This window comes from Pseudomonas fluorescens (assembly GCF_902497895.1).
GTDB classification, from domain to species: Bacteria; Pseudomonadota; Gammaproteobacteria; order Pseudomonadales; family Pseudomonadaceae; genus Aquipseudomonas; species Aquipseudomonas fluorescens_BP.
The window spans coordinates 31,121-52,406 of record NZ_CABVHQ010000022.1; the positions used below are offsets into that span (position 1 = coordinate 31,121).

Annotated in this window: 16 protein-coding genes; 9 read left to right on the forward strand and 7 right to left on the reverse strand. The window is 61.5% G+C overall.

The genetic code is table 11. The annotated features are described in order from the left end of the window. Window positions 1-2: 2 nt before the first annotated feature. The gene (locus F8N21_RS13315) at window positions 3-1,526 is read left to right on the forward strand and encodes an ArnT family glycosyltransferase (protein ID WP_150642580.1); all 1,524 of its coding nucleotides are present in this window, start codon (window positions 3-5) and stop codon (window positions 1,524-1,526) included. A gap of 69 nt (window positions 1,527-1,595) precedes the next feature. After that, window positions 1,596-2,570 carry an SdiA-regulated domain-containing protein gene (locus tag F8N21_RS13320; RefSeq protein ID WP_412071641.1) on the forward strand — a complete coding sequence of 325 codons (975 nt, stop codon included), beginning with the start codon at window positions 1,596-1,598 and terminating at the stop codon, window positions 2,568-2,570. A 262-nt stretch (window positions 2,571-2,832) separates the two neighbouring features. Here the strand turns inward: F8N21_RS13320 and F8N21_RS13325 are convergent, their stop codons facing one another. Together F8N21_RS13325 and F8N21_RS13330 are read right to left on the reverse strand one after the other, a co-directional pair. After that, on the reverse strand, window positions 2,833-4,674 hold the full coding sequence (locus F8N21_RS13325) for a peptidase M4 (RefSeq protein ID WP_150642581.1): 1,842 nt from the start codon (window positions 4,672-4,674) through the stop codon (window positions 2,833-2,835). Window positions 4,675-4,680: 6 nt separating this feature from the next. After that, entirely contained in the window at window positions 4,681-7,551 is a 2,871-nt protein-coding gene (locus F8N21_RS13330; protein WP_150642582.1) for a caspase family protein, read from the reverse strand. Window positions 7,552-8,371: 820 nt separating this feature from the next. Here F8N21_RS13330 and nirB point away from each other — a divergent pair. The 3 genes from nirB to F8N21_RS13350 are packed head-to-tail and all read left to right on the forward strand — an operon-like array spanning window position 8,372 to window position 11,855. Continuing rightward, window positions 8,372-10,930, forward strand: coding sequence for a nitrite reductase large subunit NirB (gene nirB / locus F8N21_RS13340; RefSeq protein WP_150642584.1), 2,559 nt, complete (start codon window positions 8,372-8,374; stop codon window positions 10,928-10,930). Then, a complete protein-coding gene (gene nirD, locus F8N21_RS13345; protein ID WP_150642585.1) occupies window positions 10,930-11,325 on the forward strand; it encodes a nitrite reductase small subunit NirD in 396 nt (131 codons plus the stop codon). The genes nirB and nirD overlap by 1 nt, the downstream gene beginning before the upstream one ends. Before the next feature lie 44 nt (window positions 11,326-11,369). Next, the gene (locus F8N21_RS13350) at window positions 11,370-11,855 is read left to right on the forward strand and encodes a CBS domain-containing protein (RefSeq protein ID WP_150642586.1); all 486 of its coding nucleotides are present in this window, start codon (window positions 11,370-11,372) and stop codon (window positions 11,853-11,855) included. Between the two features lie 8 nt (window positions 11,856-11,863). On the opposite strand, the gene xerC is transcribed toward F8N21_RS13350, so the two are convergent. Continuing rightward, on the reverse strand, window positions 11,864-12,709 hold the full coding sequence (gene xerC, locus F8N21_RS13355; RefSeq protein ID WP_412071642.1) for a tyrosine recombinase XerC: 846 nt from the start codon (window positions 12,707-12,709) through the stop codon (window positions 11,864-11,866). A gap of 658 nt (window positions 12,710-13,367) precedes the next feature. Between xerC and F8N21_RS13360 the strand changes: the two genes are divergently transcribed. From F8N21_RS13360 to F8N21_RS13375, 4 genes are all read left to right on the forward strand, one after another. After that, window positions 13,368-13,649 carry a type VI secretion system contractile sheath small subunit gene (locus tag F8N21_RS13360; protein ID WP_150642588.1) on the forward strand — a complete coding sequence of 94 codons (282 nt, stop codon included), beginning with the start codon at window positions 13,368-13,370 and terminating at the stop codon, window positions 13,647-13,649. Between the two features lie 179 nt (window positions 13,650-13,828). After that, window positions 13,829-14,536 carry an HPP family protein gene (locus F8N21_RS13365; protein ID WP_150642589.1) on the forward strand — a complete coding sequence of 236 codons (708 nt, stop codon included), beginning with the start codon at window positions 13,829-13,831 and terminating at the stop codon, window positions 14,534-14,536. Window positions 14,537-14,986: 450 nt separating this feature from the next. After that, window positions 14,987-16,090, forward strand: coding sequence for an enoyl-CoA hydratase/isomerase family protein (locus F8N21_RS13370; RefSeq protein WP_150642590.1), 1,104 nt, complete (start codon window positions 14,987-14,989; stop codon window positions 16,088-16,090). A gap of 3 nt (window positions 16,091-16,093) precedes the next feature. Beyond that, complete coding sequence (locus tag F8N21_RS13375) at window positions 16,094-17,245, forward strand: acyl-CoA dehydrogenase family protein (protein WP_150642591.1); 1,152 nt, start codon at window positions 16,094-16,096, stop codon at window positions 17,243-17,245. Between the two features lie 117 nt (window positions 17,246-17,362). Here the strand turns inward: F8N21_RS13375 and F8N21_RS13380 are convergent, their stop codons facing one another. The 4 genes from F8N21_RS13380 to F8N21_RS13395 are packed head-to-tail and all read right to left on the reverse strand — an operon-like array spanning window position 17,363 to window position 21,275. Next, the gene (locus F8N21_RS13380; protein ID WP_150642592.1) at window positions 17,363-18,136 is read right to left on the reverse strand and encodes an enoyl-CoA hydratase; all 774 of its coding nucleotides are present in this window, start codon (window positions 18,134-18,136) and stop codon (window positions 17,363-17,365) included. A gap of 28 nt (window positions 18,137-18,164) precedes the next feature. Further along, on the reverse strand, window positions 18,165-19,292 hold the full coding sequence (locus F8N21_RS13385) for an acyl-CoA dehydrogenase (protein WP_150642593.1): 1,128 nt from the start codon (window positions 19,290-19,292) through the stop codon (window positions 18,165-18,167). 9 nt (window positions 19,293-19,301) lie between these two features. Next, window positions 19,302-20,495: an acetyl-CoA C-acyltransferase gene (locus F8N21_RS13390; protein ID WP_150642594.1), complete on the reverse strand. Its 1,194-nt coding sequence runs from the start codon at window positions 20,493-20,495 to the stop codon at window positions 19,302-19,304. A gap of 12 nt (window positions 20,496-20,507) precedes the next feature. Beyond that, the gene (locus F8N21_RS13395) at window positions 20,508-21,275 is read right to left on the reverse strand and encodes an SDR family NAD(P)-dependent oxidoreductase (RefSeq protein ID WP_150642595.1); all 768 of its coding nucleotides are present in this window, start codon (window positions 21,273-21,275) and stop codon (window positions 20,508-20,510) included. Window positions 21,276-21,286 lie beyond the last annotated feature (11 nt).

Below are 21,286 nucleotides of genomic sequence, written 5' to 3' on the forward strand. Positions count from 1 at the left end.
CCGTGCGTACACGCCTGACACCAAGGGTCGAATGTCTGGGACTGGTCCTTTTATCTGTGCTGCTGGTGGGTGCCGGCCTTGGTTTGAGAGAGCCCTTCAATGTCGATGAAGAACGTTTTCTTGGGGTTGCGCTGGAAATGCTGCAAAGCGGTTCCTGGTTCATTCCCCACCGTGCCGCAGAAATCTACCCGGACAAGCCACCACTGTTCATGTGGACCGTGGCGTTTTTCACTCTGCTGACCGGGCTGCCAAAAGTCGCGCTGTACTTGCCGGGATTGATCTCCTCAGCAGTTACGAGCGTCTGCCTTTATGACCTGGGGCGGCGTTTATGGAACCGGCGCATCGGCAGGATCGCCGCCCTGCTGTTTCTGGCGACCTATCAGACCTACAGCATTCTGCGGACCGGGCAGATCGACAGTTTCCTCTGTCTGTGGATCGCGCTGGGGATGTATGGGCTGGTCCGGCATCTGCTGCTCGGCCCGGCTTGGGGCTGGTTCTACCTGGGCTGCGCGGCGATGGGCTTTGGCATCATCAGCAAGGGCGTCGGCTTTCTCCCGGCGCTGATGCTGATCCCCTATGGGTATGCCGTGCACAAGGACTGGCCCGGCGTCGTGGCCATGCCCGGGCACAAACGAGCCTGGCTGCTGGGCCTGCTGGTGACACTGGCGGCGATTGCGCTGTGGCTGGTTCCGCTGGTGTTGTCGGTCGTACGGCACAACAGTGCCGATGGCGTGGAGTACCTGAAAAACATCCTGCTGCATCAGACCGCTCAACGTTATGCCAGCGCCTGGGCCCACCAGGAGCCGTTCTGGTACTTCTTCGTCAAGGTCATTCCGCAATACTGGCTGCCGATGTTCCTGGCCTTGCCATGGCTGGTGCCGGCCTGGCGTCGACAGTTGCTCAAGCACGATGCTCGGGTGCTGGTCTTGCTCGGTTGGGTAGTGCTGGTGCTGTTGTTCTTCTGCCTGAGCAGCGGGAAACGCAAGCTTTACATCTACCCTGCGCTGCCCGGGCTGGCACTGGTCGCCGCGCCGCTGGTGCCCTGGTTGCTGCGCCGCTGGTTTGGCCAGCGCCCGCGAGCCCGCAAAATATTCACCACGATGGCGGTGATCTGGTTCTGCGCCTGGTTCGCTCGAGGTTTTATCGAACCGATCAAGGATGGCGCCAACCCCCACGAAGCGCTTATGCGGCAAACCGCCGAAGTCACCAAAGGCGCTGAATTGGTGCTGGTCGAGTGGCGTGAAGGTCATTGGCTGTTCGCCCGGCAACCCATAGTGCATTTCGGTTTTATCACCTGCGACAGCATCGATCAGGCCGCTCAATGGTTGCGCGATCACCCCCGGGCATTTGCTCTGGTACCCGCCAGCCAGATCACTCGATGCTTCCTGCCGGACAGGGCGCGCAAGCTCGGCAAGACCTCCCGCGCCGAGTGGCTGGTCGTCGGTGCCGATGCCGACAATGGACAATGCCACCCCCCTGGTCCCGCCAGGGTCTACCGCTTCGAGTGGGACACACCGGCTCTATGAGTTGCAGCTAAAACTATAAAAGACAGGCGACAACGCCCCCCGGACTCCTGATGAATGGAGAGGTAATTGATGTTATTTGAAACGCTAAAAGCCAATCGCGGCCACGAGAAGTTGCGGGTGAAACCTCGACGTAGCTCATGGCAGTGGCGACTGGGGTGGTTGCTGATGGTCCTTGGTCTGATGGTTTTGTATGCCGCCTCCTCACGGTTTTACTGGCATCAACAAGTGTACTTCTACCTGCAGAACCGCTGGACTGGCGATACCGCGCCGGGGAAAAACCTCTGGCTACCGGGCTACCATCTGCTGATTGACGGCAAACCGCTGGAAAACACCCTGCACAACCTGTCCGGGATCACTTATGACTACGATCACGATCGCCTGTTGGCGGTCACCAATGGGTCACCTATGGAAATCCTCGCCCTGAGCAAGACCGGAGAAGTGCTTGAGCGCTATCCATTGGCAGGTTTCGAAGATGTCGAAGGCATCACCTATATGGGTAACGGCCGTGTGGCATTGGCCGATGAAGGTCTTCAGCAGCTGGACGTTATCGATCTGCCGACTGTGGTGCGCCCGATTCACGTCGATGAGGCACAATTCATCGCGCTGGCGATCAATCCGAGCCACTCCAACAAAGGCTTTGAAGGCGTTACATATGACGCTGTAAATGATCGCCTGCTGGCAATCAAAGAGCGCGATCCCCGCCAACTGTATGAAATATCCGGCGTCATGAAATCCCTCGGCGGCCCTCTGCGGATCAAGGTCACGGACCTGACCTCGTGGATCAATCGCAGCGTGTTCGCCAGGGACTTGTCCGACGCTTACTACGATCCGAAGACTGGCCACCTGGTGATCCTCAGCGACGAATCGAAGTCGCTCATCGAGCTGGATGGCGACGGTAAGTTCGTCAGCTTCCTGCCCCTGAGAAGCGGTATTTCGCAGCTCAAGGACGATGCACCGCAAGCCGAAGGCGTGACGATGGACAGCTCGGGCAACCTGTATGTGGTCAGCGAGCCCAATCTTTTCTACAGGTTCCAGAAGAAATAGCACTGAGGAAGCTTTCAGATGAACACCGCACCTGTGGCGAGGGAGCTTGCTCCAATGCCGATCAGTCAAGGAGTTTGAGGTTCAGCACTATCTCCCCGTAGCAGCTGCCGAAGGCTGCGTTCGGCTGCGAAGCAGTCGTAAAATCAGGCACTGCGGTATTCCAGGCAAACCGTGCAAGCAGGATTTGCGACTGCTGCGCAGCCGAACGCAGGCTTCGCCAGCTGCTACGGTTCGCGTAACGGTCTTGACTGACTGCATTCACTCATGTGCCCTGCCCCCCATGCACCAGGCGGAACACCTCATCTTTCTGCATGTAGTGGTCCTGGCTGACCCGCCAGTATTTCTGGCCTTCGGTGCTGGTCAGAAATCGGCGTCGCCGTTCCAGCCGGTCGTGGCCAGCCACGCCTTTCAACATCACATAGCGCACTTCGCCAAGGGGGCCGAGCAGCACGGTCGAGCCCCCTTGATAGGTAAACCCCGGGCCCAGTTCGCAGGCCTTTACGTGGCGCTGCTGAGTGATTTCCGCCACCAGGTCGAAAGTAACGCTCTGATCGGGACCGACTCGCCGGGAGGTGCGGATCGACTGGATGCACGGCAGGCTGACGCTGTCGCCCTGCAGGCGCGGGTCATCCGCGGCGACCAGGCCGAACTCGGTCAGGTGTTCCGGCCGGCTGACATACATTCCCAGCACACCGGCCTGGCGGCGCAGCTCCTGGGGGCTGGCGCAATGCGCCGGGTCACCTTCAAAACGCAGGGAGGCAAAGTCCAGGGCGGACACGGGAGGCAGGTGTATCCGCGGCGGGCACCATAACAAGGCGTCTTCCGAGAGGCTGGTGACGTTGCGCGGGTATATATTGCGCCGCCGGAAGCTGTCGATGATCGCTGCGCGGTAGTCCCATGTGTCATCCGGCACCACGTCGTGGTCGGCGGTGATCAGCGCTCGCAAGTAGTCGCCGAAATTGATCGCCGTGGGCGGGCAATAATCGATGGCGCGGATGCAGATGGTGAGGAACTGGCGGGCCAGTTTGCTGGCCTTTTCCGCCAGCAGGACCTGCAAGTCGTGGGACATGTCACCGGGTGGGAGTATCCCGCAGCCGTTGGTGGCGAGACGGATGTAGCGTGCGATCTTGCGCTCGAAGATCTGCGCAAAGGCTTCGAACAGCGCACTGACCAGAATCGATCCCAGTTCGTGCACTTCCATGTCCGGCTGGTACTGTCGCGGCTGCTCCAGATTGCTTTCGATCGCGCTGCGCAGCGGGCCGTTCTGGCCGGTGGTGTGACCAAACTGCTGAGCCAGCTGAGTCAGCAGGCTGGCCTGCAGCAGATTGCCTTTGCACCGGCGGATCGAGGCGATCAACACTTCCCGGTAACTGAAGTGCTGGAAAATCGCCACCAGATCGGCGAAGGCTTCATGGAACGCTGGCACGTCCGCACTCAACGGCAGGCTGAAGCAGGGGCGCAGACCATCGAGCAGCGCATGGGTGACTTCATGGGAAATGATGTCATGGGACAGGCAAGTGAAGACGTAGCCGCCCGGCAGTGATCGATCGCTGGGGGTGGCGCTGGCCTTGAAATAGCCAAAGCGGATCTCGCCGCCCTGGCGGCCTTTGGTGTAGTACGCGTTGCAGTTCTCGCCGTAATGCGGGTGCAAGATCAGCGGCATGGGTTGCTGGTCATTGCCGAATCCCCAGCTCGGATCACGTCCCAGCGCCAGCTTGAAAGCCAGGTAGACGTTGCTGCTGACGGCATAGACCATCTGCTGATGAAAACGTGGGTCCGACGGCGAAGGTTCATAACCGTTGGCGATCAGCACACTGAGTTCATCCAGGTCAGCCTGGCGATACTCCAGGCCCAGCTGGGTATTGCGATGTTCGACCCGGAACAGACCACCGCAGGGGCCGACGGTCAGTGGTTCGAAAGGCACATTGAGGGTGCCGATGGCGCCTTCCAGGCGCCGCACCGAAGGGTCCACCGTATAGATCCGCAGCGGTCGGTACAACGGGTCCGCGGGTTGCCGTTGATAGGGTGGGCTCGGTACCCAGGCGAATGACTCCGCCAGGCAGAAGTCGACCCCTTCGCCAGGGCGCTTGGGCTCCTGTGGCACGCTCGGTTACCTCCTGCCCGGTTGATTGTTCAGCTGTTGCAGTTGCTGCAGGATCTGCATCAGCACGGCGTTGTCTGCCTCTGTCTGGCGCCCCGGTCCGGGCATGCCGACGTTCTGCAGCGGCTGCAGCAGCACCGCGCTTTTGGCGTTGTCGGCGCAATCGAGTTTGGGGTGCTGACGGGCCTGCGCACCGAAATCGCCAACTACCCGCTGGGTGAACTGCTCATGAGTGACCTGACTACCCTCGTCGAGCACCCGGGTGGCGCGCAGGGTGAACTCGCCATGGCCGTCGCTTTCCCACGCCACTTCATCGTCCTGGCAGGCGGCGAACTTGATATCGCGCATGCGCTGCACCCCGCCACTGTCCATGGCACGCGAGGCTGCGCAGTGGGTCTGGCGAAAGAGCGCATGGGCGCGATTGATCTCCTCGGTGGGCGGCACGAATCGCTTGCGAACGTCTCGTCCCGGTGGTCGCTGGTTGACGCCACCCACGGCAAAACGCGTATTGCTGCCCGAATGACAGCAGTCCATAAAGCAGGTGAGGTGCACCCCATCCGGCAAGCGGGCGAAGATCTCGGCGATGTCATCGTCGATGTACAGCGCGCCCGTGGCAAAGTCCACCGGGCACAGTGCTTCGTCATTGCCATCGGCTTCATCGCCATTGAGGTCGGCGACAAAGGTCCCGTGGCCCGAGTACTGGATGACGATGACATCCCCGGCCCGCGAGTCCGTGACCATTTCGCGAATACTCCGGTCGATCGCCTCGCGGGTGGCCTGGCCGTCGAGCAGCATCTGGATGGAAAAGCCGCGCCGGCTCAGCGACTGCGCCCACATCTGCGCATCGGCGACACAGCCGGCAAGCCGATGTTCCGGTTCGGGGTAATCATTGATCCCGATGCACAGCGCCATGCGCCGGCCACCGGCTGCCGCCACCGAGGCGCCGATAACCTGGATCGCAGTCGGCGATGCCGGGTAGCGTGGCGGTGCAGCTATCGAGGCGTTCTGGCGCCACTGCTCGAAGCCTTCTGGCCAGTCGACTTCATCGGTCCATGCCCGAGCCTGGGACAGCGCCTTGGCCCGCGGATAGGGGTTGATCCGGCCGGCATCCGGCAGACCGAGAATGCGCAACAAGGCGCTGTTCATGGTGACCGGGTCATCATCGAAGCCACCATGGGAAGTCGACTGGCTGGCCGAGCGCCCAGTGTCGGCGGCGGTCTGCGACCAGATGACTTGCCCTGGCCCGCTGTTCTTGCCGTCGAGGCAGAACAGCTGCTTGAGCACCGGATCATCGCGCAGGCTCTCTTCGAGCCCGAGAATCGGCGTGCCGCGTTTTTCCTCCAATCCATTGAAAATCAGGTAGAGCAGCGACTTGCGATAAACCCCGGCGCAATCGTCGTCTTTCTCGAAGTGCTTTTTCATGGTGAAGATCGTGACCTTCTCCGCCACCTCGCCCTTGTGCAACAGCTCCAGCAGATGCTGCTTGAAGGTGTCGACTCGCACCGCTGGCGCGAGAAATTGCAGGGTGGCGAATTTCGGTACCCGGAGGTGGTGCGCGGCGGTCAGGAAATGGCAATGGAAAATCGACCCGGCACTGTGGCCCATCCCATGCAGTTCGACACTCTCGGGATGGGCGTCGCAAAATTGCTTGAGCTTGCCGGCCACGTACCAACCGCCACCCTCTACCGGGTCGGCTGCCCGTTCGGCGCTGAACTTCATCCCGCCCCAGATACTTTCCCCGCCCAGGGCTCGCGCCGCGCCTTCGATCAGCAGGTCCGAACTGAAGTCGGCCAAATCCCGGGTCGCGCCCGGCCAGGCACGCTTGAGCAGACTGCCGATGGTCTCGAAGAAGCCGGTCCGCCAGATGAAATAGATCGGATAAATGCCATTGCTCAGCCACCACGCCACATGCTTGTGGGCAATTTCCAGACCGCCGGATTGCGAGATCAACCCGCCGTGGGCATACAGCAGCACGCGCAGCTTGCGGTTCTCCCGTTTCGCCACGGCCAGGGCCTCGAGCAGATGCTCCTCGAAGATCGCATCGACATCGGCTGCTGAAGTGGTGACCTCGCCTTCGCTGGTAAAGCGTCCCACGGAGAGGTTGACCAGATGCGGCTGCAGCGCGGCCAGTTGCCCTGGGGTCAGCCCGGGACCGCGCGGCGCCGCGAACGGCTCCCGCGGTTCATCGGCAGACCGCGCCTCCTGCTCGTCATGAGACAACTCCGCGTCCGCCGGATCGGTACCCCTGGGCGTACGCGACAGCGCGTCAATCGCGTCGCGCAGGATATAACCCTGCTCGCCGGGAAAAGGTCCTTCCTGCGGTTCACCGATGCCGCGACCCTGACTCTGGCTGGCTATCTGTTCGCGCAGGCTCTGCACCTCGGCCAGGATCTGCGGGTAATCCAGGCTGCTGCCCGGGCAGGACTTGCTGGACATCATGTTATGAAAACGCAGGCTTTCCAGCGGCAGGTCGAATTGCTCCTGCACCAGGGCAACCACCCGCAGTGCCGAGTCCCGCTGCGGGCCATCGAAGGGGTCACGGCCCTGGTCAAAATCGCCGATCATCTCGAACATGAACGGCCCGAACGAGGCATTGCCGTTATGCCCCGCCGCACTCGCCGGAGCCTGGTTCCAGTTGCGCCCCAGCCAGATGAAACCTTGCGGATCAATGGTGATGTGCTGGGCAATATCACTCCAGCCATTGGTCTGGGTGTGAAACCGCCACATGCCAACGATCGTTTCATGCCCCTTGAAATCCCTGCGGCTCGGTCGCCAGGTGTGATGCATGTGCACTGCATTGATTTTGCGACTGAAGGGATATTGCGCAAGCAGCTGCGCGAACTGCTCCAGGCTGAGCCTGATAAAGGTGGGCGTCGACATGATAGAAAACCTCTGGGGCAAAGGTTAATCAAGATGACACTGAAGGAAACTCTAGGTGGGAATGGCTCTTTGTCCATTTATGGGGGCGGTCAACACCGGTCACTAAAGCTTCAACGCGGTCCGTAGCAGCTGCCGAAGGCTGCGTTCGGCTGCGAAGCAGTCGCAAAACCTGCCACCACGGTGGAGGCAGGTGCAATGCGTCGACTGGATTGCGACTGCTGCGCAGCCGAACGCAGGCTTCGCCAGCTGCTACGAGGAATGTGCGAAGACAGAAATTCACATATAGCTGGCAAAGTCCCGAACTGCCCCAAAACAAGCCACCGGCAAACTCGTATCGCACCTTTCTGGTTCAATTCCCCTCCCATGCCCCACTTGTAGGAGCAGCCGGGCGGCGTTCCGTTTGCTCGCGATGGACGTTAACGATTACGGGTATTTTCTGAATAAACGCGCCGCTCTTGAGTCCATCGCGAGCAAGCTCGCTCCTACAGGGGCCAGGGGTGGGGGCAGCCGCCAAAAGATCGCAGCCTGCGGCAGCTCCTACGCGGGGGTTGCGCACATCCTTTGTTTCGCGGGGGAAGCAGCTCGGCTGAAGCTGGCATGGAATGTGCTCTACACCTTGTATACCTCCCGAGTGGTCACTGCTGACCACCTGCCTGCAAAGGCCCGGGACGGGTGAACCGGGCAACGTGGCCGCGGCTTTCACCCCATCACACACGAATGAATACCAGGCAAAGGCGCCTGGAGCTGCTGGTCGGCTCCAGGCGTTTTTTTTTGGTTTTTTTGGCCATGCCAAGGCAGCGGCTTCGACTGAGGAAAGGCAATGAACGCTATCGTCACCCCGATCAAGAGCGAAACATTGGTTGTCATCGGCAACGGCATGGTCGGTCATCATTGCGTCGAGCAACTGATCGAGCACGGTGCCCTCGCCCACTATCAGGTGCATGTGTTCGGTGAAGAGCGCCAGCGTGCCTATGACCGCGTGCACCTCTCGGAGTACTTCGGCGGCCGCGATGCCGAGTCCCTGGCCTTGGGCGAGGCCGATCTGTATGCCCGCCACGGCGTGCACCTGCACCTCGGAGTGCAGGTCCTGGAAATCGACCGCGAGCGCAAGGAAGTGGTCACCAGTGCCGGACGCCAGGCTTACGATCGCCTGGTGCTGGCCACCGGTTCCTATCCCTTTGTCCCGCCGATCCCCGGTGCCGAAGGCCGTTCGCGTCTGGTCTACCGGACCCTGGACGACCTCGACGCCATCCGCGAGGCTGCCGCCAATGCCCGTCGTGGCGTGGTGGTCGGCGGCGGTCTGCTCGGCCTCGAAGCCGCCAATGCCCTGAAATCCCTGGGCCTGCAAGCCCATGTGGTCGAATTCGCCCCACAACTGATGCCGGTGCAACTGGACGCCTTGGGCGGTGAAGCGCTAAAGGCGCGAATCGAGGCCCTGGGGGTTGGTGTGCACCTCTCGCGGGCGACCAAGGAAATCGTCATCGGCGAAGACTATGCCTATCGCATGAACTTCAATGATGGCGAGTTCCTCGAAACCGACCTGATCGTGTTCTCCGCCGGCATCCGCCCGCAGGATGCCATCGGCCGCAGCGCCGGGCTGGAAGTGGCCGCTCGCGGCGGTCTGGTGGTCGACAATCATTGCCGCACCAGCGACCCGGAGATCTTCGCCATCGGTGAGTGCGCGTCCTGGAACGGCAGCATCTTTGGCCTGGTCGCACCGGGCTACAGCATGGCGCGCAACGTGGCCGCGCAACTGGCCGATCAACCCTATGAGCCGTTCACCGGCGCCGACATGTCGACCAAGCTCAAATTGCTGGGTGTCGATGTCGGCTCGATCGGCGATGCTCACGCCGCCACGCCGGGTGCCAAGAGCTACCGGTTCATCGACGAAGCCAGCGCCAGCTATCGGCGCCTGGTGGTCTCCGCCGACGGCAAGCACGTGCTTGGCGCGGTGCTGATCGGCGACAACAGCTACTACGACACCCTGCTCCAGTACGCCCAGAACGGCATCGCGCTGCCCAAGGATCCATCGAGCCTGATCCTGCCGCTGTCGGACGGTGCGCCGACGCTCGGTGCCGATGCGCTGCCGGACAGTGCGACCCTCTGCTCCTGCCACAACGTCAGCAAGGGCGCGGTGTGCTGCGCGATCGACGCCGGCTGCACCGACCTCGGCGAGCTCAAGGGCAAGACCAAGGCCGGCACCGGTTGCGGCGGTTGCAGCGCGCTGCTCAAGCAGGTCTTCGAACACGAACTCAGCGCCCGTGGCGTGGCCGTCGACAAGAGCCTGTGCGAACACTTCGCCCACACCCGTCAGGAGCTCTACGCCCTGGTGCGGGTGGAAGGGATCATCAGCTTCGACGAACTGCTGGCCAGACACGGCCGCGGTCACACCGGCTGCGATATCTGCAAACCGGCGGTGGGCTCGATTCTCGCTTCGTGCTGGAACCAGCCGATCATGGATCCGGCGCTGGTGTCGCTGCAGGACACCAACGACACCTTCATGGCCAACATGCAGAAAAACGGCACCTACTCGATCATTCCGCGCATCGCCGCTGGCGAGATCACCCCGGACAAACTGATCGCCCTTGGCGCCGTGGCGAAGAAATACGACCTCTACACCAAGATCACCGGCGGCCAGCGCATCGACCTGTTCGGCGCCCAGCTGCATCAACTGCCGGACATCTGGGGCGAGCTGGTCGAGGCTGGCTTCGAGACCGGCCACGGTTACGGCAAGTCGTTGCGCACGGTGAAATCCTGCGTCGGCAGCACTTGGTGCCGCTACGGCGTGCAAGACAGCGTGGGCATGGCGCTGCTGCTGGAGAACCGCTACAAGGGCCTGCGCGCACCGCATAAATTCAAGCTGGCGGTGTCCGGCTGCACCCGTGAATGCGCCGAAGCCCAGAGCAAGGACATCGGCGTAATCGCCACCGAGAAAGGCTGGAACCTCTATGTCTGCGGCAACGGCGGCATGCGCCCGCGTCACGCCGAGCTGCTGGCCACCGACCTGGATGACGCAACCCTGCTGCGCTACGTCGACCGCTTCCTGATGTTCTACATCCGCACCGCCGACAAACTGCAGCGCACCTCGGTCTGGCGCGAAAGCCTGGAAGGCGGCCTGGACTACCTCAAGGAAGTCATCATCGACGACAGCCTGGGCCTGGCCGCCGAGCTGGAGTCGCAGATGCAGCTGGTGGTCGACCGCTATGAATGCGAATGGGCCAACGCCATCAACGATCCGGAAAAACTCAAGCGCTTCCGCACGTTCGTCAACGACAAGCGCGGCGACCCGGACATCCATTTCGTCAAGGAACGCGGCCAGCGCCGGCCCGTACACGCTAGCGAACTCCATTTGATTCCCGTAACCGAGGAGGTGCTCTGATGAGCCAGTCAAACGTCGTCCGTATCGAAGCCCAACGCGCCAATCAAAACCCCGCGCTGTGGCAGGCGCTGTGCAGCCGTGAGGATCTGGTGGCCAATTCCGGCGTCGTCGCCTGGCACGAGGGCGCCCAGGTGGCGCTGTTTCACCTGCCGGACAGCCAGGACAAGACTCTCTATGCCATCGACAACCGCGACCCGAAGTCCGGGGCCAATGTCATCGGCCGCGGCATCGTCGGCAGCCTCAAGGGTGAGCTGGTGATCGCCTCGCCGCTGTACAAGCAGCACTTCCGTCTCGAGGACGGCAGCTGCCTGGAGTATCCGGAGCAGTGCCTGCGGGTCTGGCCGGTACGGCTGAACGGCGATGTGGTGGAGATTGGCGTGAGTAGCGCGGGTTAACTGTCCGCCCTGTCGCCCTCGTTAACAGCACTGGAGAAATCCCGATGAAAAGCGTTGCGCAACTCCTGAAGTTAAAGGCCCGGCAAAACCAGCAGGTCCATACCATCGGCCCCGAGCAGATGGTGCTGGAAGCCCTGAAGGTGATGGCGGAAAAAAATGTCGGCGCGCTACCGGTGATCGAAAACGGCCAGGTGGTCGGCGTGATCAGCGAGCGCGACTACGCACGCAAGATCGTGCTCCAGGGACGCTCCTCGGTCGGCACCCCGGTCCGCGCGATCATGAGCGCGCCGGTGGTGACGGTGGACTCCAGCCAAAGCATCGAGCAGTGCATGGGCGTCATGACCGACAGCCACCTGCGCCACTTGCCGGTGGTGGACAACGGTCAGCTGCTGGGCCTGCTGTCCATTGGCGACCTGGTCAAGGAAGCCATCGTTGAACAGGCCGACCTGATCCGCCAGTTCGAACAGTATATTCGCGGGGATTGGACTGACCTTTCCATCGAGCAGCACAGCCGTGACACGCGAGCCTGAGAGGCCCTTCAAAGGTCGAACCGATCGATCGCCCTGCGCCGCTCGTTGTCATCCCGCACATCGTAATTCGCGGTGGTCTGGATGTTGCTGTGATGGGCGAGCTTTTGCGCGATCGACAAGTCGTGCTCTTCGATCACTCGGGTGATGAATGAACGCCGAAAATCATGGGGCATGATTTTCACCCCGACCTGGGCGCCGCGTTGCCGGGCAATGTAGTAAATCGCGTGCTTGGTAATGCGCTCACGGGTGATATGACTGCCGCGGCGGATCCGGTTGAACAGAAATGGATCGTCCTCCTGCCCTTCGACCAGGTGCGAGCGGCGAAACTCCAGCCATGCATCCAGCTTGGCGAACGCCCAGGTGGGTGCGTATTTGATCAGCTCCTTGTTGCCTTTGCCGGTGACTCGCAAGCTGCGCTCATTGAAGTCGACCTGCTTGAGCTCCAGGTTCACCGACTCGGATTTGCGCATGCCTGAGCCATACAGGATCGCAATCACCGCGGCGTCCCGCAGTCCCTGGGGGCGTGGATCGGCGGCACAGACCGCCATCAGGTCCTGAATCAGCGTGCGTTTGAGATTACGCCCCTGGGACAGGCGTGTGCCGGCGATGGGCTTGACCGAGCGCATTTTCAACAGATGGTCCTGGGTGATCAGGCTCAGGCGCCACGCTTCGTTCATCACCCCGCGCACAGCATTGACGTACAAGGATGAGGTGTTGGGTGCATAACCATCGGTACGCAAGGCCGCAACCAGGGCGATGACGTCGCCAGGTTGCAGGTCATGCCAGGGGATTTCTTCGATATTGACCTCGTCGAATCCCAGCCGGTCCGCGGCATCCTGCAGCACATAGCGCATGGTCAGCCGACTGGAAGGCGCCAGACGCGCCAGGTAGAGCGTCAGTGGATTCGCCTTGCCCTGGGTGGCGCTTGAGGTATTCGGTGATTCGGTATCGGGTTGATCAATCAAACTGAACAGGCCTTAAATGAAAATAGCTCAACCTGCTAGTCCTGTAGGAGCAGCCGGGCGGCGTTCCGTTTGCTCGCGATGGACGTCAACGACAACGCGTGTTTTCTGAATAAACGCGCCGCCCTTGAGTCTTTCGCGAGCAAACGGAACGCCGCCCGGCTGCTCCTACAGGTGTTCAGGGCTTCAGACGGAACCCGTCATTCAGTTGAGCGAACTTAATGCAATAAAGGGTTTTTTCTCGGCAAAAAGTCGCCGTAGCGCAGACCCCGAACCTTAGCTGCCCGACACTCGGATATACAGCTTTTTGCCCGGTTTTTCCGATTTTCCGACCATTGCCCAGGCTAAAATCCCCGGTTAGCCAATGCCAAGGGTACATGCCATCGCTGTCGCCGAAAACTCTTGCACCCTCCTCTCTTGCAGAAAAAACCTACATATAAATCGGTAACCATCACCTATGAGCGTCCCCAGAGCGGCTCATAATTACCCAGTAAAATCGACTTACAATAAATTTTCATGAGCTACTCGCCAAACCACTCCAGATGCCTCCATGCCCGAAGATGACCCCCTTAGCGCACAGCCACGCCATGCCCCTCAGTTGCGCGAGGGCAACAACCCACTTGCCTGCCAGACTCTACTGCCCTTGCCCCAACTGAACAAACTGAGAGAGTTGCGTAATGCCCTGGTAGCACTCAAGGGACCGCTGGCGGAAAAACCGGGGTTGCGCGAGCGTATTGAATGGGGGCTTTTCAACAACGAAGCCAATGACCGGATGTTGGGCAAAGTGGTGTGCAGGCCGCTCGACTTGTGCCAGCCATCGGTACCCGATTAGAGCGGCGATACAGCAAAACTAATGAAGTTAAACCGCATTATTATGAATTTGTAGAGGATGCCGTTCATCGGCACACTGTGCCGGTTCCTCCCCCAAATGCTGGAACGTTCAAAGGGCTCTCTGGTGCTCCAGAGGGCCCTTTTTTTTGTCGGTTTTTTTGTCATTGGATCGTCTTCGCCATGTTCGCTCGCTGGTTACCTGCCGCCATCAATACCCGCCCCGCCGAATGGAGTCGTGCCGCCATCGGCATGTCCCTCGGGACTCTGTTCAGTGTCTGGTGCTGCGCGAAAGTGTTCGGGATGGGGGTTGCATTGCACCTGATCGGTCCGCTGGGCGCTTCGGCGGTGTTGCTGTTTGCCGTGTCCTCCGGCGCCCTGGCTCAGCCGTGGTCGATACTGGGTGGCTACTTTACTGCGGCGGTGGTTGCGCTGTTGGTGGCTCATGTGCTCGGTCGCGGCCTGGGCAGTGCTTGCCTGGCCGCCGGCATGGCGCTGATTCTGATGTGCTGGCTGCGCTGCCTGCATCCCCCGGCCGGAGCCCTGGCCCTGTTGCTGGTGCTGGCCGATCCGGCGACCATCGCCCTGGACTGGCTGGCCCTGGGCTCGGTCATGCTCAGCGCGTTATGCATGCTGTTCAGCGCGCTGGCCTATAACAACCTGACGCGGATTCGCTACCCGAAAAGCCATAAAGAGAAGGTCCCGGTGATTCCCGCCGATCACCCACCCATAGACCCTGCAGGCATCACCGCCGAAGACTTGAAGCGCGCGCTGGAAGACATGCAAGAGTTCTTCGACGTGACCCCCGAGGACCTCGAACTGTTGATCCACGCCAGCGAACTGCACGCCAGGCGCCGCAGTATCGGTGAAGTGCTGTCCAGCCGGGTCTGAGCCTGTTGGTGCTTGTTCAGACAGGTGTCGTAACGGCCTGCGCAGACAGCCCGGTTGGGCTGAGAAGGGCTATTTGACAGCCGAATCGGCTGTGGCCCTTGCTTGGCCCGATGCCAGTCAGTCAGAAGTCTTGAGGCAAACATCGTACGTGTGGCGAGGGGGCTTGCCCCCGCTGGGTCGCGCAGCGGCCCTAAAACCTTCAACCACATTTTGTCAGGTACACCGCATGCACCGATTTTACGACTGCTGCGCAGCCGAGCGGGGGCAAGCCCCCTCGCCACAAGGGACCGCGCTCGACTCAAGACAGTCTGCGAGACGCAGCCACCCTGCAAAAATGCACACCCAACCTGCAGTTATCCGGGTTGTACACGGCAAATTTGCACTGTTACGATCCGTCATCGTTCGCGCGCGAATACTTTTATAAAGAACAATAAAAGCAGGGAGTTAGTGATGACTGCTCAGGTTTCATCTCAAGTGACACGGGACGTCGATGCCCAGAACGAAGTGCTGGCCCAGGTCCGCAACCATATCGGCCACCTGACCCTCAACCGCCCCGCCGGTCTCAATGCCATTACCCTGAACATGGTCCGCTGCCTGCAGCAGCAACTCGACGCCTGGGCCGCTGACCCGCAGGTGCATGCGGTGGTCCTGCGCGGTGCCGGCGAAAAGGCCTTCTGCGCTGGTGGCGACATCCGCTCGCTGTATGACAGCTTCAAAAACGGGCAAACCCTGCATCAGGAATTTTTCGTCGAGGAATACGCCCTCGACCTGGCTATCCACCACTACCCCAAACCGGTGCTGGCGCTGATGGACGGATTTGTTCTCGGCGGTGGCATGGGCCTGGTGCAAGGCGCGGACCTGCGGGTGGTCACCGAACGCAGCCGCCTGGCGATGCCGGAAGTGGCGATCGGTTATTTCCCGGACGTCGGCGGTAGCTATTTCCTGCCGCGCATCCCCGGTGAACTGGGGATCTACCTCGGCGTCAGCGGCGCGCAGATCCGCGCCGCCGATGCGCTCTATTGCGGGCTGGCCGACTGGTACCTGGAAAGCGCCCAGCTGACCCTGCTCGATCAGCGCCTCGACAGCCTGCAGTGGCACGACACTGCGCTCAAGGATCTGCAAGGTCTTCTGGCCAAACTCGCCGTGCAACAACTGCCTGATGCACCACTGCGAGCGCTGCGCCCGGCCATCGACCACTTCTTCGCCCTGCCCGATATGTCGAGCATCGCCTTGCAGTTGCGCGAAGTGACGGTCGCCGACAGCCACGAATGGGCCTTGGCCACCGCCAATCTGCTGGAAACCCGCTCGCCGCTGGCAATGGGCGTAACCTTGGAGATGCTGCGCCGTGGTCGCCATCTGAGCCTGGAAGCGTGCTTCGCCCTGGAGCTGCATCTGGACCGTCAGTGGTTCGAACGGGGTGACCTGATCGAAGGCGTGCGCGCCTTGCTGATTGACAAAGACAAGACTCCGCGCTGGAACCCGCCGACCCTGCACGCCCTCGATGGCGGGCATGTCGCGAGTTTCTTCAGCGGTTTCGACACGAGTGGGAGCTGAGCCATGCACGACCTTGAATTGAGTGAAGAGCAAGTCATGATCCGCGACATGGCCCGGGACTTTGCCCGCCGTGAAATCGCGCCGCACGCCCAGGCCTGGGAAAAGGCCGGCTGGATCGATGACGCCCTGGTGGCGAAGATGGGCGAGCTGGGCTTGCTCGGCATGGTGGTCCCCGAGGAATGGGGCGGCACCTATGTCGATTACGTTGCCTATGCCCTGGCGGTGGAAGAAATCTCCGCCGGTGACGGCGCCACCGGGGCCTTGATGAGCATCCACAATTCGGTGGGCTGCGGGCCGGTGATGAATTACGGGACCGAAGCGCAGAAACAGACCTGGCTGCCGGATCTGGCCAGCGGCCAGGCCATCGGCTGCTTCGCCCTGACCGAACCCCAGGCCGGTTCCGAAGCCCACAACCTGCGCACCCGCGCCGAGTTGCGCGACGGCCAGTGGGTGATCAACGGCGCCAAGCAATTCGTCAGCAATGGCAAACGGGCCAAGCTGGCCATTGTGTTTGCGGTGACTGATCCGGATCTGGGTAAAAAGGGTATTTCCGCGTTCCTGGTGCCGACCGACACCCCGGGTTTCATCGTCGACCGGACCGAACACAAGATGGGCATCCGCGCTTCGGACACCTGCGCCGTGACCCTCAACCAATGCACCATTCCCGAAGCCAACCTGCTGGGTGAACGCGGCAAGGGCCTGGCGATTGCCTTGTCCAATCTGGAAGGCGGTCGAATCGGTATCGCCGCACAAGCCCTGGGCATTGCTCGTGCGGCCTTTGAAGCAGCGCTGGCCTACGCCCGCGATCGGGTGCAGTTCGACAAACCGATCATCGAGCACCAGAGCATCGCCAACCTGCTGGCGGACATGCACACCCGCCTGAACGCGGCGCGCCTGTTGATTTTGCACGCGGCGCGGCTGCGCAGCGCCGGCAAACCCTGCCTGTCGGAAGCCTCACAGGCCAAGCTGTTTGCCTCGGAAATGGCGGAAAAGGTCTGTTCTTCGGCGATCCAGATCCACGGCGGTTACGGTTATCTGGAAGATTATCCGGTGGAGCGCTACTACCGCGATGCGCGGATTACCCAGATTTATGAAGGGTCGAGCGAGATACAGCGGATGGTGATTGCGCGGGATTTGAAGAACTATCAGATCTGAAGCAAAAGATCGCAGCCTATCGGCAGCTCCTACGGGATTTGCGTACACCCGGTATTAACGGGTGAACGCGGTCGGTGTAGGAGCTGCCGCAGGCTGCGATCTTTTCAAGGCACCAATTTACTTCCCTTTAAACTGCGCCGCACGCTTGTCGATAAACGCCGCCATCCCTTCCTTGCGATCTTCGATGGCAAATGCCGCATGGAACACCCGGCGTTCGAAACGCACGCCTTCGGACAGGCTGACTTCAAAGGCGCGATTCACGCTTTCCTTGACCATCATCGCGATCGGCAGGGATTTGCTGGCGATCACCGCCGCCACTTTCAGCGCCTCTTCAAGCAGTTCATCCACCGGCACGATGCGCGCCACGATCCCGGCGCGTTCGGCTTCCACCGCATCGATCAAGCGCCCGCTCAGGCACATCTCCATGGCCTTGGCCTTGCCCACTGCGCGGGTCAGGCGCTGGGTGCCGCCCATGCCCGGCAGTACGCCGAGGTTGATTTCCGGCTGGCCGAATCTGGCGTTGTCGCCGGCCAGGATGAAGTCGCACATCAACGCCAGCTCACAGCCACCACCCAGGGCAAACCCGGCGACCGCGGCGATGATCGGCTTGCGGCGGTTGGCCACTCGATCACTGTCGCTGAACAGATCGTCGAGGTAGATCTGCGGATAGGTCAGCTCGGCCATTTCCTTGATGTCGGCACCGGCGGCGAAGGCCTTCTTCGACCCCGTGAGCACGATACAGCCGATTTCGGGGTTGGCTTCCAGGCCATCCAGGGCCTGGTTCAACTCGCTGACGATCTGCGCATTCAGCGCATTCAAGGCTTGTGGGCGGTTGAGGGTAATCAGACCGACGCGGCCGTGGATTTCCAACAAAATCGTTTCATAGCTCATGAATAGTTCCTGATTCAACGGTAGAGATTCAAAGATTGCGCGAAATAACCATGCGCTGAATGTCGCTGGTGCCTTCGTAGATCTGGCAGACGCGCACATCGCGGTAAATGCGTTCCAACGGGAAGTCGCTCAAATAGCCATAGCCACCGAGGGTTTGCAAGGCTGAAGAACAGACCTTCTCGGCCATCTCCGAGGCGAACAGCTTGGCCATCGACGCTTCCACCAGCGCCGGCTTGCCGCTGTCGCGCAGGGCCGCGGCGTAATGCACCATCTGCCGGGCGACGGCAATCTGGGTGGCCATGTCTGCCAGGCGAAAGGCCACGGCCTGGTGCTCGATCAGGGTCTTGCCGAAACTTTCCCGCTCGCGGGCATAGTCACGGGCCGCTTCAAACGCGGCGCGGGCCATGCCCACCGATTGCGAGGCAATGCCGACACGCCCGCCTTCGAGGTTGGCCAGGGCGATCCTGTAGCCTTCACCCTCCTCGCCCAGGCGATTGGCGACCGGCACTTTCACGTCCTCGAACAGAATCTGGCAGGTGTCCGAGGCATGCTGGCCGAGTTTGTCTTCGATCCGCGCGACCTTGTAGCCCGGCGTGTCGGTCGGCACGATAAACGCGCTGATGCCGCGTTTGCCGGCACTTGGATCGGTCACCGCAAACACAATCACCACCCCGGCGTTTTGCCCGGAAGTGATGAACTGTTTGCAGCCATTGAGTACGTAGTGGTCGCCGTTCAGCCGGGCCCGGGTTTTCAGGCCGCTGGCGTCGGAGCCGGCCTGGGGTTCGGTCAGGGCAAAGGCCCCGAGCATCGCGCCGCTGGCCAGGGGTTTGAGGAATTGCTCTTTCTGTTGATCGTTGCCGTACTTGAGGATCGGTACGCAACCCACCGAGTTGTGCACGCTCATGATGGTCGAGCAGGCGCCGTCACCGGCGGCGATTTCTTCCAGGGCCATGGCGTAGGCCAGATAACCGGTGTCGCACCCGCCCCATTGCTCCGGCACCAACATGCCGAAAAAACCCAGCGCGGCCATCTCACCGATAGCTTCCTTGGGGAAGCGATGTTCGCGATCCCACTCGGCAGCGAAGGGTTTCAGGCGTTCCTGGGCGAACTGCCGGGCCGCTTCGCTGATCTGCAGTTGTTCGTCATTGGGGAGCATAAGGATTCCTTAATACAAAACTTCAACAGCCATGGCCGTGGCTTCGCCGCCGCCGATGCAGATGGCCGCCACGCCTCGATGCAGGCCTTTCTGGCGCAGGGCCGAAAGCAGCGTCACCAGAATCCGTGCACCGGATGCGCCTATCGGGTGGCCCAGGGCGCAGGCGCCGCCGTGGATGTTGACCTTTTCATGGGGGATTTCCAGTTTGCTCATGGTCACCAGACTGACCACCGCAAACGCTTCGTTGACCTCGAACAGCTCGACTTCATCCAGCGACCAGCCGGTCTTGTCCATCAGCTTCTTGATAGCCCCGACCGGTGCCACCGGGAACAGGCCCGGCGTATCGGCGAACGCCGCATGGCCGTGAATCACCGCCAGTGGCTTGAGGCCACGGTTTTGCGCCTCGGAGCGACGCATCAAGAGCAATGCCGCGGCGCCGTCGGAAATCGAACTGGAGTTGGCCGCGGTCACCGTACCGCCTTCGCGGAACGCCGGTTTCAGACTGCCGATCTTGTCCAGCCTGGCTTTGGGCGGTTGCTCATCGTCGATGATCAGCTTCTGCTCTTTGCCGACCATGACCTGCAATGAGACGATCTCGGCGGCGAAACTGCCGTCGTTGATGGCCTGCTGGGCACGAGTCGTCGACTCAATGGCAAACGCATCCTGGGCTTCGCGAGTGAAACCGTTGGCTTGCGCGCAATCCTCGGCAAAGGTGCCCATCAGGCGGCCCTTGTCGTAGGCATCTTCCAGGCCGTCGAGGAACATATGGTCGATGACCTGGCCATGGCCCATGCGGTAGCCGCTACGGGCGCGGTCCAGCAGGTACGGTGCGTTGGACATGCTTTCCATGCCGCCGGCAATCACCACCTCGGCGCTGCCGGCAACAAGCATGTCGTGGGCCAGGATGGCCGCTTCCATGCCGGAACCGCACATTTTGTTCAGGGTGGTGCAGCGGGTCGACTTGTCGAGGCCGGCACCCAGTGCCGCCTGGCGCGCAGGCGCCTGGCCGAGACCGGCCGGGAGTACGCAGCCGAACAACACTTCGTCTACAGCCTCGGGGGCAACGCCGGAGCGCTCAACAGCGGCGCGAATCGCGGCGGCACCCAGTTGCGGCGCGGTGAGGCTTTTCAGTTCGCCCTGGAAAGCGCCCATCGGGGTGCGGACGGCGCTGACGATAACAATCGGATCGTTGGAAATTGTCATGACAAATTCTCCTTACTTGGCGGCCATGCGCAAGGCACCGTCGAGACGGATCACCTCGCCATTGAGCATGCTGTTTTCAATGATATGCCTAACCAGCGCAGCGTACTCGGACGGTTTGCCCAGACGCGGCGGGAACGGCACGCCGGCGGCCAGGGAGTCGCGAACTTCCTGGGTCATGCCGGCCATCATCGGCGTTTCGAAGATCCCTGGCGCGATGGTCATCACGCGGATGCCGTAGCGCGCCAGTTCACGGGCGGCAGGCAGCGTCAGGCTGGCAATCGCGCCTTTGGACGCGGCATAGGCCGCCTGGCCGATCTGGCCATCGAAGGCCGCGGCCGAGGCGGTGTTGATGATCACCCCGCGCTCGCCGTCGGCATCGGCCTGGCCTTCGGCAATGGCCGCGGCCGCCAGACGCAGCAGATTGAAACTGCCGATCAGGTTGACGTTGATCACCTGGCTGAAGCTGTCCAGGCTGTGGGGACCGTTCTTGCCGAGGATTTTCTCGCCACGCACGATGCCCGCGCAGTTGACCAGCCCATGCAGGCCGCCAAAAGTGGCGACCGCCGCCTTGACTGCTGCCTCGGCGGCGGCTTCCTGGCTGATATCGGCGACGACGCTCTGCGCCCGCGGACCCAGCTTTTGCGCTTGGGCGGCCACGGCTTCGGCGTTCATATCCACCAGCATCACCTTGGCGCCGGCGGCCACCAGCATTTCAGCGGTAGCGGCGCCCAGGCCGGATGCGCCGCCGCTGACCAGAAAAATCTTGTTTTCGATCTGCATCATTTTTTCCT